12 protein-coding genes are annotated in these 20,199 nt (G+C 43.8%); 6 read left to right on the forward strand and 6 right to left on the reverse strand.

Features of this window, described 5'->3' with window-relative positions:
* Positions 1 to 610 precede the first annotated feature (610 nt).
* Positions 611 to 2,497, forward strand: a complete 1,887-nt coding sequence (locus ACBR23_RS17135) for a PAS domain S-box protein (protein WP_371115200.1) — start codon at positions 611 to 613, stop codon at positions 2,495 to 2,497.
* 356 nt (positions 2,498 to 2,853) lie between these two features.
* Here the strand turns inward: ACBR23_RS17135 and ACBR23_RS17140 are convergent, their stop codons facing one another.
* A complete protein-coding gene (locus ACBR23_RS17140) occupies positions 2,854 to 3,114 on the reverse strand; it encodes a hypothetical protein (protein ID WP_371115199.1) in 261 nt (86 codons plus the stop codon).
* Between the two features lie 112 nt (positions 3,115 to 3,226).
* Between ACBR23_RS17140 and ACBR23_RS17145 the strand changes: the two genes are divergently transcribed.
* The 5 genes from ACBR23_RS17145 to ACBR23_RS17165 all read left to right on the forward strand — a co-directional run bounded on the left by ACBR23_RS17145 (position 3,227) and on the right by ACBR23_RS17165 (position 11,874).
* Positions 3,227 to 4,126 carry an ion channel gene (locus tag ACBR23_RS17145; protein ID WP_341735316.1) on the forward strand — a complete coding sequence of 300 codons (900 nt, stop codon included), beginning with the start codon at positions 3,227 to 3,229 and terminating at the stop codon, positions 4,124 to 4,126.
* Between the two features lie 342 nt (positions 4,127 to 4,468).
* A complete protein-coding gene (locus ACBR23_RS17150; RefSeq protein WP_371115198.1) occupies positions 4,469 to 5,644 on the forward strand; it encodes an exonuclease SbcCD subunit D in 1,176 nt (391 codons plus the stop codon).
* An 82-nt stretch (positions 5,645 to 5,726) separates the two neighbouring features.
* Positions 5,727 to 8,768: an AAA family ATPase gene (locus ACBR23_RS17155; RefSeq protein WP_371115197.1), complete on the forward strand. Its 3,042-nt coding sequence runs from the start codon at positions 5,727 to 5,729 to the stop codon at positions 8,766 to 8,768.
* Between the two features lie 49 nt (positions 8,769 to 8,817).
* Positions 8,818 to 9,987: a pyridoxal phosphate-dependent aminotransferase gene (locus ACBR23_RS17160; protein ID WP_371115196.1), complete on the forward strand. Its 1,170-nt coding sequence runs from the start codon at positions 8,818 to 8,820 to the stop codon at positions 9,985 to 9,987.
* Between the two features lie 3 nt (positions 9,988 to 9,990).
* On the forward strand, positions 9,991 to 11,874 hold the full coding sequence (locus ACBR23_RS17165; protein WP_371115195.1) for an aminopeptidase P family protein: 1,884 nt from the start codon (positions 9,991 to 9,993) through the stop codon (positions 11,872 to 11,874).
* A 200-nt stretch (positions 11,875 to 12,074) separates the two neighbouring features.
* Here ACBR23_RS17165 and ACBR23_RS17170 read toward each other — a convergent pair whose 3' ends face one another.
* The 5 genes from ACBR23_RS17170 to ACBR23_RS17190 form a co-directional block, all read right to left on the reverse strand.
* On the reverse strand, positions 12,075 to 13,904 hold the full coding sequence (locus tag ACBR23_RS17170; RefSeq protein ID WP_371115194.1) for a CHAT domain-containing protein: 1,830 nt from the start codon (positions 13,902 to 13,904) through the stop codon (positions 12,075 to 12,077).
* A gap of 11 nt (positions 13,905 to 13,915) precedes the next feature.
* Positions 13,916 to 15,358 (reverse strand): CoxE, encoded by a 1,443-nt coding sequence (locus ACBR23_RS17175; protein WP_371115193.1) that lies wholly within the window; start codon positions 15,356 to 15,358, stop codon positions 13,916 to 13,918.
* Positions 15,355 to 16,296 carry an AAA family ATPase gene (locus tag ACBR23_RS17180; RefSeq protein ID WP_371115192.1) on the reverse strand — a complete coding sequence of 314 codons (942 nt, stop codon included), beginning with the start codon at positions 16,294 to 16,296 and terminating at the stop codon, positions 15,355 to 15,357. Before ACBR23_RS17180 ends, ACBR23_RS17175 begins: the two co-directional genes overlap by 4 nt.
* Positions 16,281 to 18,128: a CHAT domain-containing protein gene (locus ACBR23_RS17185; protein WP_371115191.1), complete on the reverse strand. Its 1,848-nt coding sequence runs from the start codon at positions 18,126 to 18,128 to the stop codon at positions 16,281 to 16,283. The genes ACBR23_RS17180 and ACBR23_RS17185 overlap by 16 nt, the downstream gene beginning before the upstream one ends.
* Positions 18,129 to 18,299: 171 nt before the next feature.
* Positions 18,300 to 20,189: a ThiF family adenylyltransferase gene (locus ACBR23_RS17190; protein WP_371119408.1), complete on the reverse strand. Its 1,890-nt coding sequence runs from the start codon at positions 20,187 to 20,189 to the stop codon at positions 18,300 to 18,302.
* Between the last annotated feature and the right edge of the window lie 10 nt (positions 20,190 to 20,199).

Below are 20,199 nucleotides of genomic sequence, written 5' to 3' on the forward strand. Positions count from 1 at the left end.
GGCGAAAGCCAAGAACATCGGGAGCCGGATGCGGGGAAACCAGCACGTCCGGATCTAACTGAGAGGGGCGGGGAATAATATCCCCCCTCGACTCAACCATGGGGAATCGCCACGACTCTAAATGTACACAGAGACAGAGTAAGACTATGAAGGTAGCGTCAGTCGATGAAGCGTAAAGAATCCCCGTGCGTTTACGCCGGGGAGTATTTCAACTTCTTACTCCCTCCCCTTAGTAAGGGGAGGGTTGGGGTGGGGTTAAAAATTTGTGACTCCTGCAAGGATTGCTATATAGCATGGCCTTTGGTGCGGGGCGATACCCCGTCATTATCCCGATCCCTGGGCATTCTACGTAAGTCCTGTTACGATTTTGTGATTCAGGTGGAATTCAAGCTTGAACAATCACCACTATTCTCCGTAATCTAACGGAGCAAAAAATTTTTGTGAGCGATCGAACCGATTGTCAATCTGTATCATCCCGGACAGATTAGTATCGTAATTGCATCTCTAGGGCTGATTTTCAAGATTTGTTTCTATTGCCACTTGACTCAAATTAGTTGCTATGATAGTCCCTATAATCAAAAAATAATTCTCATAAATTTCTACAACTACAATGATGCAAAATGTCTTTAAACAGTTGCAACACTTGCAGGGAAAGATCGCGCAACTACCTCTAGAGCAACAACAGGTTTTAGCCAGCAATTTCCAGCAATTATCCGCATCTTTACAAGAATTGGCTGCGGAGTTTGAGTCGCTTGTGTTGTTGAAACAAGCCGAAGCAAAGTTAGAAAGAATTAATAGTAATTTAGAAATAAAAGTTACCCAGCAAGCTGCTAGCATCAGAAATTTAGAGCAGCAGTTAGAAAGAAGCCAAATGCTTTACCAAAGGGTAACTCAGGCACTCACCAAAGGAGAAGCTAGACTACAAACTCTCCTGCGAAATTCTTCCGACTTAATCACAATTATAGAAGCAGACGGACGGATTCGAGAACAAAGTTCCATCGCATTAGAGCGGATTTTAGGCTACAAACCAGAACAAAGAATTGGCGAATCGCCAGAGGATTTGCTTCACCCAGACGATGTACCTATTTGGCAAGCCTATTTTGCCCAATTACTCAAACAGCCAGGGATTGCACCGCCTGTAGAATATCGGAAACGCCACGCTAACGGTTCTTGGGTGTATTTAGAAGTGATTGGTAACAATTTACTTCACGATTCCAGTATCAACGGCATAGTCATCAATTCCCGCGATATCACAGAGCGCAAGCTCTCCGCCACAGCCCTGGAAAAATCGCAAAAGCAAATCGTTAATATCTTAGAAAAGATTACCGATGGTTTTTTCACTCTCAACAGCAATTGGCAGTTTACCTACGTCAACCAAAAAGCAAAGCAGTGCTGGCAAAAAAACCGCGAACAACTTATAGGTAAAAACATTTGGGAGGAGTTGACCGACACAGCAGACAGGAAAATTTTACAGCAGTTGTACATTTCAGTATCTGACCATGTTAATCTTCAATTTGAAACCTATTATCCGCCACTAAATGCTTGGTTTGAAATCGAGAGTTATCCGTCTGACGAAGGTGTATCGGTGTTTTTTCAAGATATAAGCGATCGCAAAAAAGCCGAAGTAGCCCTGCGAGCATCAGAATCCCGCTACCGTATTATATCGCAAATTACCTCCGAGTTTGCCTATGCTTTTAAAGTATTGCCAGATGGTACTTGGATCTGCGAATGGATGACGGAAGCGGTGACTAATATTACGGGTTATACTAAAGAAGAAATCAGAACTTCCGGCGGTTTACAATTCCACTGCATTCATCCCGACGATGTAGAAATGTTATTGGAACAAATGCAGTTTCGTGCATCGAGTGGCAAGGAAGTTAGCGAGTATCGAATTATCACGAAATCTGGTGAAATCCGGTGGATTTGGGATTGTCGGCAAGTGATGTGGGATGAAGTAGAAAAGCGTGTTGTGGGCATTTATGGTGCTTGTCAGGACATCACCAAACATAAGTTAACACAGGCTAAATTGTGCGAAACCAATCAAGTTTTACAAGGTTTAATGAAAGCTTTGCCCCTGCCCGTTGTCGCGATTGATACTAATGCCTTGGTGAAGGTGTGGAATCCGGCAGCGGAGCGAGTTTTCGGCTGGAAAGAGTCTGAGGTTTTGGGGGAGCTGTTGCCCATTGTTGCTAGCGCTCAAAACGTAGATTTTTATGCCATGTTTGACTCGGAATTGGCGGGGGAAACTCAAGTTGCTAGGGAATGTCGGCGACGGCGGAAAGACGGCTCATCCATTGATATGTGTCTGTGGACTGCACCGATGCGAGATGCTCAGGGTTTGATTTCTGGGAGTATCAAGATATTTTCGGAGATTTCCGAAGCAAACGGCAAGGAAGAAAATGTCGGGCGATTGCTATCTCGCAAAGATAAACTAGAGCCATTTTGGGCTCGTTATGTCAACCTGCCTACGGGAATTAAAAACTTACAAACAATTTGAAATTTTTGTGAGGTGGGCTAGAAGCCCTCCCAAAATCTTGTAGGGTTGGCACGGGTGCATCTGTGTTTTGCAAATATATTCGTAGGGGCGAAGCATGACCGCTGTAAATCTCTGGTTATCACTAATAAATTGTCTGCGGTCATGCTAGAGCATCGTACAAAATCGGGATGCTCCCGTTGGCACTCCTAGGGCGTGTTTTCAAACTACTCCTTAAGATTTAGATCCCCCTAAATCCCCCTTAAAAAGGGGGACTTAAAGACTCTTTCCCCCCCTTTTTTAAGGGGGGCTGGGGGGGATCTTTGGGTTTGAAAACACGCCCTAGCCCGCGCCTCGCATCAAATTTGAATATAGATAGTTCACTCTTTGACTTGTCGAACAGCCATTCGTTGTAGCGGCAGACTGAGGATGCTGGAAACAGTCAACAAGTAAGAAAGAACCGTCGTCAGCTTTAGGGTGGCAAGCAACCAGTACAGAAAACTCATCTTCATCAGCATTTCTTCATTTAATGTGCGATCGTCCGTGGGCCCAGAGTGGCGATCGCCCAGCAGGACTAGACCGGCAATAGAAGCGACAAAAGAAACCATGACCAGATAGTCGTGCAGGCTAAGCTCAACCATTTTCCAACTTCCTTGTTATCCTACTTTTTATAATCAAACATCAGTCTAAAGGATCTGTTTTCTGCTACCTAGCAATAGTTACAAATTGACACAGCCGCATTTACAAATCTTTATGAAAACTAATCGCGATCGACAGCCCCACCGTTTAGTCAGCAGAAAAGGACAATTCACCCTGAATGTGGTGAGGCTAGGCTTACCTCGCCTGCATTTTGCCGACCTTTACCACGGGCTGCTAACTCTTTCTTGGCCGAGATTTTTTATTTTAATTAGTCTGCTTTATGTCCTTACAAATTCCTTATTTGCCTTAGCTTATTTAGCAGGAGGAAATTGCATCGCCAATGCTAGACCTGGTTCTTTCCAAGATGCCTTTTATTTCAGCGTGCAAACAATGGCTACCATCGGCTATGGTTCCATGTATCCGCGCAATGATTATGCTAATACCATAGTTGCGATCCAAGCATTTTTTGCTTTGTGGGGAGTGGCGATGGTGACGGGACTTGCTTTTTCGAGATTTTCTAAGCCGACAGCTAGAGTTATATTCAGTCGCATCGCTGTTATTGCTCCTTTCAACGGTGTTCAGACTCTCATGTATCGTACTGCAAATCAGCGCTTCAATCAAATTTTAGAAGCACAGCAACGAGCTACTTTGATTCGCGATGAAGTAACATCGGATGGGGATTATATGCGGCGTTTTTACGATTTGACTTTGGTGCGTAGTCAATCTCCAATTTTTGCATTAACTTGGACGGTGATGCACATAATTGATGAGAATAGTCCTCTTTACAAACTTAGTGCTAAGGACTTGAGCGAGCAGCAAGCTGAAATTGTAATTACGCTAACGGGTATTGATGAAACAGTGTCGCAAACTATTCATACTCGCCATTCTTTTGTAGCTTCGGAAATTCTCTGGAATATGAAGTTTGTAGATATTATCTCCAGGACTCCAGAGGGAAAACGGGTAGTTGATTATACTCGTTTCCATGATGTCAAGTCTATTGAAGATAAGTTGTAGGGGCTCACAGGCCCCGTGGTGGCCCCGCTTATGCTGGGGTAGGCACAGGGGCACTACCATTGGTGTCAACTTAACGTCAAACCGATAGTCCGACAGGGGTTTAAACCCCTGTCTCAAAGAAGACAGTCCTCTAAAAGAGGACTAATGAGTTGAGATTCTTCTCTTCAGTCCTCTTTGAGAGGACTTTCGCTATTAGCCCCGTGGGTTTCAACCCCGCTTAGGACTCGCGGACTCGCAGATGATCTGCTTAAGTTGACACCAATGGGGCACTACCCCTACAAATCCTCATGAATGATTTACGATCGCCCAAAGTATTAAAATAGACAAAATACTCTTGGTACTATGCGCATAATTCATACTGCTGATTGGCACTTAGGACGACGTTTTCGAGGAATTGACCGCACTCCCGAAATTGCGATCGCCCTGGAAGAAATTTTGCAGGCGGCCAAAACCTGGGATGTGGATGCTGTGCTCATCGCCGGGGACATTTTCGATGTACCTAATCCCACTGCTTATGCCGAACGCATTGCTTATCATTTTTTCTGTGAATTGCAAGCGGCGGGAATTCCCGCCATTGCGATCGCCGGGAATCATGACTCGGCATCCCGGATGGACAGCATTGCCCAATTGCTTTCCCTCGCGGGAGTTCGTGCTTTGGGTAAACCCAGGCGATCGGCTGATGGTGGCACAATTCATCTTAACACAAAAAGTGGCAAACTTTGCGTGGGAGCCATGCCTTTTGCTTCGGAACAAAAGCTATTAGATGCTAATGCCTTCTGGGAATCTGACGATGGCGAGTTCCGCAAAAATTACCGAGAAATGGTAGCTGATTTATTACAAAACTTAACTCAGGATTTTCGAGACAATACTGTGAATATGCTGCTGGGACACATGAGTATTGATGGCGCTAGATTAGCTAAATCTGAAGTCGCTTATTACACGCGAGAAAAATACCTGCTTTCACCCCAAACTCTGCCTGTGGAAGCTCAATATATCGCCCTCGGACACATTCACATCCACCAGCGCCTAGCCCAGAATTCTCCTGCTTATTATTCCGGTTCTTTGATTCAGTTAGACTTTGGAGAAGCCGGACAAGAAAAAGGATTTTGTTTGATTGAACTTGAGCCGGGAAGTCAGCCAAAAGTGGAATTTAAACCTGTGACTTGCCATAAGCCCTTAAAAGTGCTTCAATGTCATTATGACAATCTAGATCAAACTCTAGAAGCTCATCGCTATCATCCCGGTTTTTTGAAAGTAATTGTTGAAATAGAAAGTCCACAAATCGGACTTGCCGATCGAGTGCGCCAAATCTGTTCTCAAGCGCTGTTAATTGAACCGCACTACCCAGAATCATCCCTAGAATCGACAGACATCTCTCACATCGATCCCAATAATTTCGATCCCGCAGCCGAATTCTGCAATTACTATCAACATCGATTGGGAACCACACCGCAACCAGTAGTCTTGAAAGAATTTGATAATTTGTACAAAAAATTTAAGGAAAAAGTTAATACTTAAATAATTGTGTAACTGCGTTACCAGGAATAGCCTGATAACAAGTAAACGAGTAAAAGTCCCAAATCCCAAATCTAAAATTAGTATGCGTCCACTTGAACTTTCAATCGAAGGATTTACCAGTTTCCGCAACGAACAGCGCTTGGATTTCTCCGAACTGGATTTATTTGCAATTACTGGTCCTACCGGTGCCGGTAAATCTTCCTTGCTAGATGCGATGACTTACGCTCTTTTTGGTACGACAACTCGTAGCGGAAAACAAGTAAGTGATTTAGTAAGTCAAGGGAGTGAAAATTTAAAAGTTCAGTTGCGTTTTGTCGTGGGTTCCTCCCAGTATCGGGTGACGCGGAAGTGGCGCTACCGTCCTAAATCTCCTGAAACCAAGGTGATTTTGGAAAGTTGGCAACAGGGCGAATGGGAAACTTTAGAAACCAGTATTATTGCTGTTCAAAAAATTATTGAACAGATTTTGGGAATGGATTTTGATACTTTTACACGAGCGATTATCCTACCTCAAGGTAAGTTTGATGAATTTATTAAGGGTGATAAATCCAAACGTCGGGAAATTTTGCGACAGTTAGCGGGATTTGAGATTTTTGAGCAGATGCGGAAGGAAGCAACTGAACTGGCGAAGTTGTTGAAACAAGAGCGGGAAATGGTGGAACGTCAGTTAGTTGAGTTGAGTGCCCCCATCGCCGAGGAATTAGCCCAAAGGCGATCGCAACTGACAAGCTTAGAGCGGCAATTGCCAGAATTGGAACAGGAGTATATTAAATTACAAAAGGCTCTAGAGGAAGAAGAACAACTATTTTTACAAATCAGAAAACTGGAGAGTTTGCAACAGCAATTAACTCAATTAACAGCTAATTCTCAAGGGATAATAGTGCTGACGCAGCGCCTAGAAAGGTCGAAATCTGCCAATAATTTACAGGCAGATTGGGCTTTGGTTCAACAAGCTCGCGGACAATATGTCACCGCGGAAAATAATGCTAAGGTGACGCAAGAACAACTAATCAAATCTCGCTCGCAATTAGCAGCACAGCAGCAGCAACTGGAGGCTGCACAAGCTACGAAAAAGGCTGTGGCAGTTAACATTAAAGCGCGTGAAGATGCTCTGGCTACTGCCAAAGTATATGAAGAACAACGCTGTCAATTAGAAAAAGAAGTGGCGATTGTTCAAAAAAAGGTACAGGAAAAATTGCGGAATTTAAAAGTAACAGAAAAAGAGCTGGAAGCTGCTAATCATAAAATGCAAACTTCTGGCTTCTTGCTTACTCAAACAGTCGCACTGATGCAACAGTTTTCGGCGGGGGGACAATATTTGGAAAAGTTGCAGCAAGCATCACCTTTATTGATCGAATTTCAGTTATTACAAAAACAGGCGAAAAATCAACAGCAACAGTTAAATAAAAATGTCACAGAACGGCAAAATCTCCAAGAGAATTATAGTCTGATTTCTGAGAAATTAGCAGTAGCAGAAGCTAAGCTCAAAAAGTGCGTTGAGGAGTTAGAAGCAGCGGAAGCAGCTAATGCGGAAGCTGCGGGTTTAGAGCGTGTGGCTGCTGTCAGAATGTCCTTGAATGCCGGGGATATGTGTCCGGTATGTGGGGGGTTACATCCTGAGAGCGATCGCCTGCCCTATTTAGCCAAGTCAAAGATTGTCGATCTCGCTCCTTTCCGTGAAAAAATAGCTACAGCCAATCAGGTTGTTAAGGTGATTCAACTAGCGACAAGTGAAGCTAAAAGCTCTCTTTTAGCCAGTGAAAAAAAGGAGGCTGAAATTGCTCAGGCATTAAAAGAAAATCTGAAGATAGTGACAAAAATACAGGAAAAAATTAATGAGATAATGGATGCTTCTGACTGGGAAGCTGCTAAATTACAGCAGGAGTTATTAAGTTTAAAAGAGAGCGATCGCCAATATCGAGAAACTGAACAACAGTTTCAACAAGCATCAATTGAATATGAAAAAAATCAACAATTATTGACTTTTTTAGAATCGACAACAGCAGCGAAACAAGAAGACTATCAAAATGCGATCGCCGAAGCCGACCTCCGACAGCAGCAGTTACGAAATTGCGCCAATGCGCTTTATCTAATTACGGAAGATCGACCTTACTATAATTTAGCAAAATCTCTAGAACAAGACAAACAAAACTTAGAAACCTTGCTCAACTCGGCAGAAAAGGATTATCAAAAAGCCTATGCTAATACAATTCAAGCCATAGAAATACATAAACAAGCCACCACGATGCTGGAAGCAGCTATTACCCAAAAACAGGAAATTAACGGAGATTGGCAAAAAAAATTAACCGAAGCTAATTTTACAGAAGATACTTTTGTAGCAGCAGTTGTCCCACCTAAAAAACAATCTACCTGGGAAAGTGCCATTCGGGACTATCGGGAATCCAAAATCCAGTTAGAGACCAGGGAAAAAGACTTGAACGAGCTGATTGCAGGCAAGACTACTAATGAAAATATCCTAGCACAGATGCGATCGGCAAAATATGTCGCCCAAGAAAACTTAAAACAAGCTAACAACAACCGTGCCGAACTATTAGTTTGGATTAAAGTCGCCGAAAAAAATCTCGAACAAGCCGAAAGACTGTCGCAGCAAATCACCAATTTAACAGAACAAGAGCAAACTTATCATACCTTAGCCCAAAATCTCAAAACCAACGAATTTCAATCCTACATCTTAGAACATTTAGAAGCAGAATTAGTCGGCAGCGCCACCTTAATTTTACAAGAATTAACCGAGAATCGTTACACACTAAAAATCCAAGAGGGCGAATACTGGGTAGCAGATAATTGGAATGGTGGGGAAGCCAGACGAGTGCGAACACTTTCCGGTGGCGAAACCTTTGCTACTTCCTTATCAATGGCCTTAGCTTTGTCGGAAAAGCTGTCTCAAGGTGCTCACTTAGGTAGCTTGTTTCTAGATGAAGGATTTGGCACTTTAGATGCAGAAACTCTCGAAAGTGTCACCCTGATCTTAGAATCTTTGCGGCAACAAGAAAGGCTAATTGGAGTCATTACTCATGTTCGAGGATTGGGAGAAAGATTACCAGCACAGGTGAAAGTTTACAAATCCCCTAAAGGCTCTAGAATTGAAGTAAAAAAACTTTAAAAAGAAGAAAGTTCGGCGACGGATAACACATCAAAAAAACAAATATTATATGAAAAGCACCCCCACTAGAATGGAATCCGTACAGTCGCCAATTATTCCTGTTGTCGGCGAACTAATCCGCCAAAATCCCGGAACCATATCTTTAGGACAAGGCGTAGTTTCTTACAGTCCACCGCCACAATCCTTTGCAAAAATTCCCGAATTTCTCGCAAATCCCGACAATCACAAATACAAAGCTGTGGAAGGAATTCCCGCACTACAGGATGTCATAGCAACCAAACTCAAAGCAGACAATGGCATCGAAATTAATCGAAACAACTCCATTGTCGTGACAGCAGGTAGCAATATGGGATTTATCAATGCTATTCTTGCTATCACGGTGGCGGGAGATGAAGTGATAATTCAATCACCCTATTACTTCAACCATGAAATGGCGATTATCATGGCAAATTGCCGTCCCGTCATCGTAGCCACTGATGAAAATTATCAACTGAATCTGGATGCAATCAAAACAGCGATTAGCGACAAAACGCGAGCCATTGTCACGATTTCACCAAACAACCCAACCGGTGTAGTTTATAGTGTAGAATCACTCCGGGAAGTGAACGAGCTTTGTCGCCAACATAACATTTATCATATCAGTGATGAAGCCTACGAATATTTTACCTATGACGGGGTTAAACACTTTTCACCGGCTGCTTTCCCCCATAGCAGCGAACATACAATTTCCCTATTTACGCTTTCCAAAGCCTACGGTTTTGCTAGTTGGCGAATTGGGTACATGGTAATTCCAGAAAACTTATTAGTTTCTGTTAGGAAGATTCAAGATACAATTCTGATTTGTCCCCCAGTAATTTCCCAGTATGTCGCCTTGGGAGCCTTGCAAGGGGGGCGAGAATACTGCGATAATTATGTCAGGGCGATCGCCTCCGTGCGACAACTCGTATTACAGGAACTAAATCACCTGCAAAACTACTGTACAATTTCGCCGGCTGCGGGAGCTTTCTACTTTTTCTTGAAAATTGATACCCAAATCGATACAATGGAATTAGTGGAACAATTAATTCGCGAATACAAAGTGGCGGTGCTTCCAGGCACAACTTTTGGTATGGAGAATGGTTGCTATTTACGCATCGCCTTCGGTGCCCTGGATTCAGAAACCTGCGTCGCAGGGATTAGCAGATTAGTTACAGGTTTGAAAACAATTTTAGGAGCATAAAAAATGGTAGCAACTAATGTGAATTCCACTACAAATTCTCAGCAATTAACTGCCTCAAAACTGGCTGAATTGCGGGTGTTCATGGCAATACATAACTTGGATTGCTATTTCATTTCAGCGGTGGACGAACACTTGAATTTATCGGTAGCGCCAGCTAAGCAAAGACGAGCTTGGATTAGTGGATTTACTGGTTCCGCCGGCGATTTGTTGGTGGGGAAGAATTCGGCTTGGTTGTTTGTGGATTCCCGCTACTATGAACAAGCAGAATTGCAAATCGCTCCGGGACTAATGGAAATATGTAAACTGGGTTTAGAAGGTCATTTAAATTTAATTGAAACTTTAGAAAAACTTGCAGCAGAATCGACAGCGACTAAACCTAAATTGCGTTTAGGTTTCGATCCATTTACTCTGTCGGCGGAGTCTTATAAAAATTGGCAGAGTAAATTGACGCAGGCGGGAATTGAACTGATAGCAATATCGGATAATTTAGTAGACAAAGTGCGATCGCACAATCTAGCACAAACAGCAGAAACCTTACCCGCCATTGACGAATCTCCCCTATTTAGTTTACCTGTATCCCTGACTGGAGAAAGCACGGAACAAAAATTAACCAGAGTCAGGGAAGCGATGAAGCAAGCAAATATTGATGTGCTACCGATTACCAACCTCAATCAAATAGCATGGCTGTTCAATCTCCGAGGCTCGGATATTCCTAACATTCCGATTTTTATATCCTATGCTATTGTCACTGCCAATATAGCTTTTTTGTTAACTAACCCCCAGCGAGTTGCAGCAGAAGTTAAGCAAGAATTGCCTGGGGATGTAACTTTACTACCCTACGCAGAATACCAGTCTACTTTAGAAAAGTGTGTCAATTCGCCCCAAAAAATTAGGGTGCTTTTAGACCCCAAACATACTACAGCAGGGACCTATCAGTTAATCTTAAACCAGCAAAAAGTACAGAAAGATGCTGTGGAAATAGTTTTTGAGACTAATCCCATCGAAGGGATGAAAGCTCGGAAAAATCCTGTGGAAATCGAACAGATGAAATCTGCGAATTTCAAAGCAAGTCGAGCTAAAACTCTGACTTTTAAGTGGTTGACAGAACAACTAGAAAATGGTAGTATACTGACAGAGTTTGATGTCAAAGAAACCGTCGAAAGATTTTATCAGCAGGAAACAGACTTCCAGACTTTAAGTTTTAGAACGATCGCCGGTGCGGGAGTCAATAGCTCGATCGTGCATTACGGCACTCCCAGTCCAGAAGTGAGGCTGCAACCAGGGGAACTACTGTTGCTGGACTCAGGAGCACAATATTTAGGGGGTACAACGGATGATACCAGAACCGTGGCGATCGGAGAACCAACGGCGCTACAAATAGAACACTACACGACTGTTTTGATGGCACATATTAACTGTGCAATGCAGCAATTTCCCAAGGGGACAACCGGTGCGCAATTAGATGCGATCGCCCGTGGTGTATTATGGCAACAACAACTGGACTACGGACACGGGACTGGGCATGGAGTAGGCGCATTTTTAGCCGTTCACGAAGGGCCAAACGGTATCAGCAAATCGGTACAATACGCCCTCGAACCGGGGATGGTAACTAGCATAGAACCGGGATATTATCAACCGGGATGGGGCGGAATTCGCATCGAAAATCTCTATGTTGTCAGAGAAATGGGGTCAAATAATGATACGGTTTGGTATGGGTTTGAACCGCTGACTTATATTCCCTTTGACCGGAAATTGATTAATGTCGATCGACTCTCACAGACTCAACTGGCATGGTTAAATAACTATCATAGTGCGGTAGTGGAGAAGCTGGCAACGGTGTGCGACACAGCAACTGTGGAGTGGTTAAAAAAAGCCACCGCAATCTAATTTGCAGTTAGTTAATTTGTAGTTAATTTGTAGGGTGCGTCGCTGGGGGACATGGACTCGAATGTGCTGATTGACTGATGGCGACGCACCTTATATTTTTAACTGTTGCATGGTCATGATTTAACCGCAGAGAACACAGAGAACACAGAGGAAGAGAATAGAGAGATGAATAATTCAGATCCTACTGGATTGGATGTAAATCAATCAAAAATAGAGACATAAGATGCTGGCTCCCAAGTCGGAGGTGCTTCGGCTGGATTATGAAAAATCACTGGCAACCAACTTGCACCAGGAGATGTATCTTCTAACCCATGCAATCTTTCTCGTGTTTCTCGTACTGAAGCGTATAAAGATTTACCGCTTGAAAATGCCTCCAGAAAATGTTCCAAGAATGTGTATGCAACTTCATTGGGTATCCTGTAACGCATGACGATAGTTGTGAGACTTCCGAAATTAGCTAATTGATTGGCTATTCCTAACCCATCACAGGAATTGAAAATAGCTAATTTTAAACCGCGTCCCATAGCTTTTTCCAGTGCATTTTTTAATTCATTTGCCATTAAAGTATCTGTTGGATTCAAAGAAATTTGACCATTACTACCATCACTATCACTAGCACTAGAACCTGCAAAATAGAAAATATCCCAACCTTCTGCATTCCAAAGTGTCTCAAAAAGTTGAGCGCGACTTGGATTTACTAAAAATACTGTCTCTGCACTAGGTAATTGTTCGAGTAAGCTTCTATCTACATCCAGATTTATTCCTGTAGATTCACCTAAACAAGCTAAAATTCTGACTTTCTTATTTTTTCTAGACGTTGATTTTTTGATTTTTGTATATCGAGAATATCGAGGCAAACTGAAAGCGATTTCAGCCTTGGGATAATCTTCAAGGAAATCCCAAAGATGCCAAGGTAATCGCCATAATACCTGGTTCTCAGTTTCAATCAACACTCGTACTTCATCAGTTGGTAATAGGTTCCTGCGTAGAGAATCAACAAAATGAAGCAATGATTCAGATTTGAGCCAGTTGTTGATGCTATTTTGTAATTTTTTAATTAGGTCATAAAAAGAGAACTCAGGGGGAATCTTTGATAGTTTTATTAGTGCCATTCTATGGCAACCAAAAGGATAATTTAGGTAATATGAGTCCAAATCACAATAGGATGAGTAAACATCTGGAGCCGGAGGTAAGTTTCCAATTAATTGTTGAACAGGAAACAGATCGTTAGCTTTGAAAATCTTGACGACGACTGGAAAGCCGCTTTCAAAATCTCCCTCTCCTATGGTCAGGATAACAGTTTTTATTCCTACAACATTGTTTTCTGTAGGCTCTGTTTGAGAAGATGGGTTGATGGTTAATACTTCCCGATCGTACTTTGGTTGGCTGTTTTCTGGCGATGCCTTGCTAACTTCAGTAACAGCGCCGACTGAAGCACTCGGTGCAAACTTCCCTATCTCACGGGCATAAACTAATAGCGGCTCAAATTCAGCTAGAGGTTCGGCAAAAGTTTCTACCAAAGATGCCAGTCGTACTTGCTCTGCCCTATCCTGCTGATAAGCATTCTTTAATGCTAATGCCAATTCACGCGCCGCCTCACTCGGTCTGGTATAGGCCAAAGCTGTCCACCGCTGAGCCTGAGCAAAATCTCGCACCTCTTGGTCATTACTCTGAAGTTGCTGCCGCACGTAAACTAACAGAAAATCAGACAACTCATTAATCCGCGGCTGCCCAAAATTCTCATCCTCTTTCAACCGATTCAACAGCGAATTTCGCACTGCTTTATCCATCTCATAGAGTTCTCGCCCTACCTCATCGCACAAACTCGAAAGCAGCAAATCTGCCACAGCTACCCAAGGAATTCCCAACACAAATCCGTGAATATCCCGCTGGAAATTTGCCCACAACTTGTATAATAAATCCGGTGTCAAAGCCAAGGGAAACGCCGCATGACACGCAAAAATTAAGTGCGTTTTTCCAAAACGCCTCTCGAAAGCTTCAATTCGTCTGCGGCCTACTTCAGGTTTCATTTCATCTCCCTTTATTCAGTCCCAAGAAAAACCGAACTCTGACTTTTTCCCCGCAACAAGCCGATCGCATCTTGCAATCCCCGCCGCGCCATCTCAAACATCGGCACTAAACGCGCCACCTTACCCGCAGTCGTCCCCTCCCAGCGCGACTCCGGCATCGGATTTAGCCAAGCTACATACCGCACCTTTGCCTTAATCTGCTGGAGAAACGCCGCCGTCAACTCCACTCTTTCCTCACTGTAACCCCCGCGAGCCGCCCCAGCATCGCTAAAAATTAACATAGCAGACTTCTCAGGCCGCAGGTTAGCCAGCAAGCGATCGATTTTCTCGGCTTCCAACTGATAGGGGTCATGGTATAGATAATCCACCGGACAATTCTGAAAATAATAAATGCCAGCATTCCCCAAACGCCCGCCTCGCACCGCCGTTTCTGCCAACCGCTGGGACAAATCGTGGAAGGGCACCATCGAACCGTCGCGATCGATTAATAACAGTAATTGCGATCGATTTATACGGCGCGGCACCAACACCGGACTTAACAAAATGCCCTGTCGCCCAATCTGGTTAACTGTGGCTTCCACATCCAATTCTACGGGCGGCCCTTCCCGCACGGGACGGCGCAAGTAACGCCAACTTTGCTTCATCTGCCGCCGCGTCACTGGGAAATATTCGGATGTCAGGATAAACTGGCGATCGGAAATTGCCTCATATTTATTAGTAGCTTGCATCACTGCTTTTGCAGCTTGCACCTCATCTTCTATTGCCTCTATCAATTCTGGATGCGGGGCAGATAGAATTCCTTCGCTTGTTTGCTCAGTTAGTTGTGGTGCTGTTTCAATTATACCAGAATCCTCTGTTTCCGGTGCAGATTTTGCTGTTTTTTCTGGGATTGCTGGTATAGCTTCCTGACTTTCTTTGACAATTAGTTCAAAGTGATAGTCAAATAGGCGCTTATCCTCAGCAGATTTTACCCATAAAGTTTTGCACAGGCGGTATAAAGAAGTGCGATCGCTTGTTCCAAACCCCTTTTGTAAAGCTTCCAGTAACAGCTTATATTCACCGATCCCAAGGGGAAACCCAGCCTCCCGCAGTTGACTAAAAAGCTCAATCAGGGGCAGTTCATCCACAATATACTTCTCCATAAAAGCAACCGGCGGGCAGTCATCCTGCCTACTCCTTAAGTATCGCTTGATGACTGACTGAAGATTATGTTTTCCAACCTTTTCGCCAAATGATGTTGAAAGTTGATTCCAGAGTTGAGATCCAACGTCCTTGATATGACCCGATGAACAATCGCTGATTTGGGCTATTTCTTGATAGGATTTTCCTTCCCAAGACAGGCGAAAGACAATTTCTTGAACTTCAGTAAAACGCTCCCCATCCATTACAGACTTTACAATTGCCAGTGCTTCATCAACGGTAATTGCTAAATCAAAACTCAGATGTTTAATCACAATTCACCCCCAGCCGGCCTTTGCTTAGCATAGCGATTGTAATCATCCCAGCTTTTCAACAGCACGCCCGGATACAAAAGTTTTTTACCCAATTCATCCAGAACCTTATCTTCAGGATAGTGGCGCAGTATCCGAAACCAATCCATTAATTCACTGGTACTCACTTTTTTCCCAGATTCTCCCTTATCTTTCCGCATCTCCTCACGCAACTGCAAAAACCTGTCAATAATTGCATTTACTAGCGCTTCAGGAGATGCCACAAAGTGAGCATTGATAATCTCAATTAACTGCTGGCGCTTGGGAAATTCAAGATAATGAAACAAGCACCTGCGCAAAAAAGCATCTGGCAAATCTTTCTCATCATTGCTAGTAATAAACACAATCGGTGTTGCCTTAGCTTGAATTTTATCTCCCGTCTCTTCGATGGCAAACCGCTGTTCGTCAAGTTCCAAGAGCAAATCATTAGGAAAGTCAATATCAGCCTTATCTATTTCATCAATCAGCACCACCGTCGTTTGTTCCTTCAGAAAAGCTCGCCCTAACGGCCCCCATTTAATATAAGTTTCAGATTTATCAATTACCTGAATTTTATCTTCGCTGAGGCGACCGGCCGCCGCTAATTGAGCATCCCGCAAACGCCCCACAGCATCGTAGGTGTAAAGTCCATCTTTTGCCCTGCTTGTAGACTTAATATTCCAAGTTTCATAAGGCAGTCCCAACTCATAGGCAACAGCACGGGCTAACTTAGTTTTGCCACAACCAGGTTCTCCTTTAATCAGCAGGGGACGTTCTAATTGAATTGCTAAGTTAACAGCTTCAACTAAATCTTCGTCAGGAAGATAAGGATAAAATATTTGACCGTTTTCATCGATTTCTCCTAGTTGAGGCTGTACTTTACCTGTGTATTTTAAGCCTTCTCTGTTCAGTATTTCAGCCATACTTTCTCCCAATCATACCAATTACAATCGCACAATTCACAAATCCTGTAGATAGCTGCTTGAGGCAAACCGCCATCGTTGTTTTCCAGAATATATCGCACTGACTCCTCAACTTTAGCAGTCAATTTAAGGGGTAAGTCATCAAGAGCATTTTCAATCCAAAATGTCAAATCTTGTTCGCACAGTAGAGTAATTTTAGGTAGCTTAACGGGGATGTGCGGTTCCCAAGTGGGGGAGAGTGTTTCAGCAAAATCGACACAATCCGATTCTTCAACACAACCGCTATGGTCAATTAAAAACATTAGTAAGCGAGACGGGGATTGAATTATGCCGGACACGCTTTTTACCAGAGGCAACCAAAATTGTCCGAGAAATTGACTCATACATTCCTCTGGCATTTCATCGAGTCTATCGAAGATTAAAACCACAGTTCTATTTTGACATAATTGAGCAACTTTATCTATAATTTGTGTCTGTGAAGGTTGATTAATTAAACCGACACGACCGCCTAGTTCTTGCCACAAAGCTTTCGTATAAGTAGCGCGAGATCTTCTATTGATTGTGACTGAAATTACTTTGGCATTTGTCCAATTAGGAACCTGCTTCATCAGCCGATTTAACAGCCATTTTTGACCGCTGTCTTCTTCGCCGTGAATCAAATAAGCACCGATGGGATGCTGTTCAACAAATGTTCGGAAAAATTTAACTTGATGATGATAATTTAACCGCTGTAAAGCTTGGTGAAGTTTATCATAAGATTGTTGAGGTGGAGGTGAATTGGTTAGGGTTTTTGTTTTTTCTGCGGTAGTGTTCCGCAATTGTTTCCAAGTTGGCGAAGCTTCAACAGCAAAACATTGATCGTACATGACTGGCAACCAACTGGCTAGAGGATATTGTCCCTCTAATCCTTGGAGATTTTCTCTAGCCTGTCGCAAGGCTAAGTATAAAGTTTTTTCATTTTTTACAAAAGCTTCTAGAAAAAATTTCAAGAATTTGTGTGCGACTTCATCGGGTATTGGTGTCCGCATGACAATAACTTGGGGAACGTTCCAACTAGCTAGAGTTTTTGCTAAACCCAAACCATCGCAAGAGTTAAAAATAGCTAGTCTCAACCCTTTGCGAACGGCTTGTTTTACAGCATTTTCTAAATCTTCAATTTTGACTGTATCTGTTTGATTAATAGAAAGAATACCTTCTCCGTCTGTTGTTTTGCTATGACCTGCAAAAAATAAAATGTCCCAGGATTTTTCATCCCTCAATTCCCTAAAAATAGTTTCCTGGTCTTTTTCAGGCAAAAAACAGGGTTCAAGCGATAATTGCTTGAATTCTCGTTCATCTACGGTAGTGTCAATTCCTTGACTATTTCCCAGAATTGCTAGAATTCTGACTTCTGTTCTGGTTGAGTAACAAGGCTGAATTTTGTATTCTGACAAGCTAAAAGCCATCTCGGCTAGAGGATAATTTTCAAATAAATTCCAGAGATGCCAGGGAAGCTTTGCCAAATCGCTGTCGGAAGTTTGGAGAATAACTCGAATAATATCCTGAGATGTGCAATCTGTTTTTAATTCGTGCCATTTTTCGAGAAATTGCGAAGATGAAAGCCAATCATTAAGAAGTTTTTTGGCATTTAAAGGATTATATTTGTCTTTGAGATTAGCTTTAAAGTCCTGCTTTTTTAAGTTTTCATAAAATCTGTCGAGTTCTGGATCGGGAGGTAAACTAGCATTTAGCTCTTTGTGATACGGCTTGCCATCTTCCGCAATTCGCAGTAAAACTGGAAAACCTATCTTGAAACTCCCTTCACCCAATCGAATCACAATTAATTTTCCCATAGATTAACTTTTGTAAGCGCCGATGACAAAAAAGTCCGATCGCCCTTTTACCCAATTTTTCAAACATTCCCCCCAACCTCTACAGTACCAGACGATCGCAGCAGAAAGCCCCAGAGGAAAGCATTTCTTCCCCTGGGGCTTTCTATCGCATCAATAATATTCAGCTTCTACTTAAGAACGAGAAGCGTTCAATGCAGCCCGAATTCCATCAGCTTGCACACTCCGCAGCGCGATCGATCGCGGGTCAACCCGATGGTGTACACTACCGCAGACGGGACATTCCTCCCGACTTTTTGCTGTCAACCAAACGCTTTGATAAGCGTACTGTCCGGGGGTATCTCCAAACACGCCTGGATAAAACCAGTAATTGGGAACCATCGACAGTGTGAGATAATTTAACCCCCCATCGATCGCCGGATTCAAGAAACCTTTAAGCTTCGCCTCAGCATCCTCTGGTAACAGCAACGACAGCGCCATTTTCACCGCCACACTGGTAACGTGTTGAATATCCGCCCCGATCGCCACTTCACCCATCACCCGACCATTATTCCCATAATCCCCATCCGCACTCACCCGCCCCAAATTCGCTTCCGCTTGGTGGCGATTAGCCGTCGCACAAAGATAACAAGGAGTGAGATCGCGAAGACTCACAATCACCTCACCTCCTTCCGCACCTTTGTATAATCCTACAAACAAAGCAGGTTTGCCGTGAAAATAAGCAAAGCGGTTGAGAATCCGCTGGGCGGCGGGGTCATCGGTAGTCGCAATAATCAAGTCCGCTGCTTGTACCAAAGCATCGAAAGCCGTAACCTCATAGTCAGACAAGCTTTTAGGCTGTACCGTCAATTCCAACAACGGGTTAATATGCAGCAGTCGCCGCGCCAACGCTTCCACCTTCAGACGACCCAAATCCGTAAAATCGTAGGTAGTGCGGCACAAATTCGCCACTTCAACGGTTTCGGGATCGATGAGAGTGAGAGCACCAACACCGCTGCGAACCAATTGTTCGGCGAAGTAGGAACCGACAGAACCCGTACCCGCAATCAACACCCGTTTGCTGCTGAGATGCTGGCTGAGAATCCCTTGACTGCGCGCAAACAATCCTTGCTGGATTTCGGCTGCGGCAATTTTGGGGTCAACGCCCGAATAGCAACCACTCCAGCCAGCCAAACGTGCGCGATCGCCGTCGGCTGTAATTGAGGACTTTCCCAAAGGGCCGTACACCTTCTGGTAGGGGCCAGAACCCGTAATCATACCCTGAACAGCGGTTAACAAACGCTCTGCTGGTGGCGTTTCCAGCGACCAATCTAACTTGATTTCCTCCGTGTTTCCCCCCTCTGGTGTTAGCATCAGCAGAGGTGGCGTAACGGGATAAGAATCGCTGAACAGAAACAGCAATTCCAAACCACCGTTGAGAATAACGCGACCGGCCGGTATCGCCTGTCCTTCAATCTCAGCCACAAAGATTTCTGGTGATTGAGTGCTGCCAAAAGTCCGGCAAAGTCGCTGTAAGTCAGGTTGTAGCGGTATGCGTTTGGGTGTAGCCGTCGGTGAAAGTGTTTGCAGCATCCGGGGTAAATCGCGATCGCGCACTGACCTAACTGATAGCGTTTCCACTCGCAGATAATTGCGATCGCGGGAAGCAACATAACAGGAAATTTTACCTTGTGCGATCGGCAATTCGTGCTCGCGCAACTGCCCCCCGTAACGCTGTAAAGTCACAATCGGGGCCACAAAGTAGGGAATGTGAGGATTAAGATTCAACCCTTCTAACATCGCAGTTTCATCGGGGCCCGAAGGACGGTCTAAGCCGCCAGGGTGGGAGTGGATAACGCCTTTAAACTCCACTTTTTCCATGAGTTCTAGCTGCTGCACCCGCTGAGTTAATTGGGGTGATGGGAGATAGCTGGCCCCACTGGTGCGGGCCTGTTCGTCTAGGAGAAAGTGAGTGATAATTGGCTGACCTACAGGCCCTAGAATCGCTCCTCCGCGTTCGGGAGGATGGTTGGCGATATCCCGTTCGATTTGGCGCAAAACTTCCTCGGAGATGTATAGCATCATGGTTTTCAGT

Origin of the sequence: Microcoleus sp. (genome assembly GCF_041354475.1) — a bacterium.
GTDB lineage: Bacteria > Cyanobacteriota > Cyanobacteriia > Cyanobacteriales > Microcoleaceae > Microcoleus.